The following is a 2686-nucleotide window of genomic DNA, read 5'->3' as shown; positions in this document are numbered from 1 at the left end:
TTTTATAAGATAAAAACTTTAATAATGAAAGTAATATCTTCTTGTATTTAAATTCAGGCGAGTTAATTGCCAGCAGCGAATCATCGTATTCTCGTCTGCCGATCCCTAAATCTATTCCATTAATACTCACGCCAGAAGAGCAAGTATTGGTGGATGAAAGTCCTGTTTTACGAGTATCGAACAAAGAAAACTGGGCGCCGATTGATTTTACTATTTCCGGTCGTCCTGCAGGTCTTATTCCTGATTTGCTTTATATGGTGGGGCAAGCAACGGGATTGGAGTTCGATTTTTTTAATGGCATGACAGGCACTTCGCTACGTGAAGCGTATAAAAATGGAACGCTAGATATTTTAACGTCAGTACCGAATGTACCGAATAATCAGGAATTGGGTATTTTTAGTCGTTCTTTATTTGAGTCACCGTTTGCTATCGCAGTGTCGAATAAAAATAGTTATCGAAACCTGCAAGATCTCTCTGGTAAGCGGTTAGCACTGTTAAATAACTTATCTATTATCAATTTAGTGCATGAGAAGTTTCCTCTAATTGAAGTTGTTACTTATGACCATGTTCATGACGCGTTAAATGCTGTAAATGATGGTGAAGTCGATGCCTTTATTGATGCTAAAGCGGTACTGAACTATGTTTCAGAGCAGTTCATGATTGATGATTTGAATTACTATGATCTGAATATTGAAAACTCTCTGACGCTGTCTTTAGTGTTATCACCTGAAAAGGCGGGGCTATTAAAAGTCATTAACCGAGCGATTGAGGCATTAACCCCAGCACAGCAATATTACTTGAACCAAAAATGGTTAAATCCTAATGCAGAAGTCAATCGGTCAGGTATTGTACCGTACTCTGAGCTTATCGAGTTCACTGACGATATAACAATGCAAAATAAGCTGATTGAAAGTTACAAAGACAGTGATGAAGTTTTTTACTATGTGCGTGATGTACGCCGTGGTGGTCATGATCAGATCTTTTTTGCTGCGATGGTGCCAAAAATATCCGTATATGGTATGAGTGAAGAGAAGATCCGCACATCAATTTATGTTTCAACGATACTACTGCTTTTATTACTGCCATTAGCAGCGTTATGTGCCAAACCTATTGTGAAGCCGATTTTGTTGCTGCGTGCTGAGAATAAGAAGGTTAAACAGCATCGTTATAATGATGTCACAGTGATCCCTACCAATATTAAAGAAATTCATGAGCTTTCAACCTCGACATATCAGGTTTCGGAATCATTGAAAGAACATGAAAAGCGTCAGGATGAATTTGTTGAATCCTTTATTCAGCTGATCGCCCAAGCTATCGATGATAAATCCCCTTATACCGCAGGGCATTGTAACCGCGTGCCTGAAATCGCTCTAATGTTTGCTGATGAAGTGGAGAAATCACAGCAAGGGCAATTTGCTGAGTTCCGTTTTAATAATGATGCTGAGCGTCGAGAATTTAGAATTGCAGCGTGGCTTCATGATTGCGGTAAGATCACCACGCCAGAGCATATCGTTGATAAAGGCACCAAGCTTGAAGCTAATTATAACCGTATTCATGAAGTCAGAATGCGTTTTGAAGTGTTGTGGCGTGATGCGGAAGTCGATTATTACCAACACATTATTGATAACCCAGAAGATCAAAAGCAAGCGATTGAAACTTTGAATAAAACCCAAAAGCAGCTTCAGGAAGATTTTGCATTTATTGCAAATGCCAATGTTGGTAGCGAATTCATGAGTGATGAGCATATTGCGCGTATTCGTGAAATTGCAGATAAAACTTGGCTGCGTCATTTTGATGATCATCTTGGTTTATCACCATTAGAAGAGCTAAAAGTTTCTGATAAGTCTGAAACTTTGCCAGTTGAAGAGCATTTATTGTCAGATAAACCAGAGCACCGTATTGAACGTATTAATGAACTCCATTTTGATCCTGCGTTTGGGATCAAAATGCAAGTACCAGAACTACAATACAATCTGGGAGAGATTTATAACCTAACGATTAAACGAGGTACGTTAACCCCAGAAGATCGCTTTAAGATCAATGAGCATATGATCAGTACGATTAAGATGTTGGAAAGTTTGCCATTCCCAGAAGATTTAGCTCGCGTGCCACGTTATGCTTCAACACACCATGAAACCATGAAAGGGACGGGTTATCCACGTCGATTATCAGCCGATGATTTAAGTGTTCCTGAGCGTATTTTGGTGATTGCCGATATTTTTGAAGCGCTCACAGCCGCAGATCGCCCGTATAAGAAAGCCAAGCCGTTAAGTGTAGCGATTGATATCTTGTATAAAATGGCGCTGGATGAGCATATTGACTTAGAGCTATTTAAGCTGTTTTTATCCAGTGGTGTGTATAAGCGCTATGCTGAAAAGTATCTTCCTCAACAGCAGATAGATGCGGTGAATATCGAACAGTATCTTCACCCTAAAGAGCGAGAAACATCACACGCATAACTGGCGTCGTTAGTCATATTTTTTCACATAATCCCGCAGTAAAAATGGCGGGATTATTTTTTCTGGTAGATTATGTTTCGCACTAATGTCTATTTTTTGTGTGATGTTGCGCAATAATTCGAAGATAGGTTTTTTAAAATATAAAAGTTAGTTTTTACTTTTGATGCTTCGCTGTGGTTGCAATTTAAATATGGGATGTTTTTATTTAACCTTAATTCAAAATAACC

At 38.8% G+C, this 2686-nt stretch carries 1 protein-coding gene; it reads left to right on the top strand.

Going from position 1 to position 2686, the window contains the following annotated elements:
• Window positions 1-41 precede the first annotated feature (41 nt).
• Entirely contained in the window at window positions 42-2459 is a 2418-nt protein-coding gene (locus E5A76_RS02770) for an HD domain-containing phosphohydrolase (RefSeq protein WP_262383625.1), read from the top strand.
• Window positions 2460-2686: the final 227 nt, after the last annotated feature.

The sequence above is a fragment of the Photobacterium lucens genome (genome assembly GCF_009873615.1).
Taxonomy (GTDB): Bacteria; Pseudomonadota; Gammaproteobacteria; order Enterobacterales; family Vibrionaceae; genus Photobacterium; species Photobacterium lucens.
The sequence above is the reverse complement of the archived record's forward strand: the minus strand, read 5'-3'. Positions and strand labels throughout refer to the sequence as shown.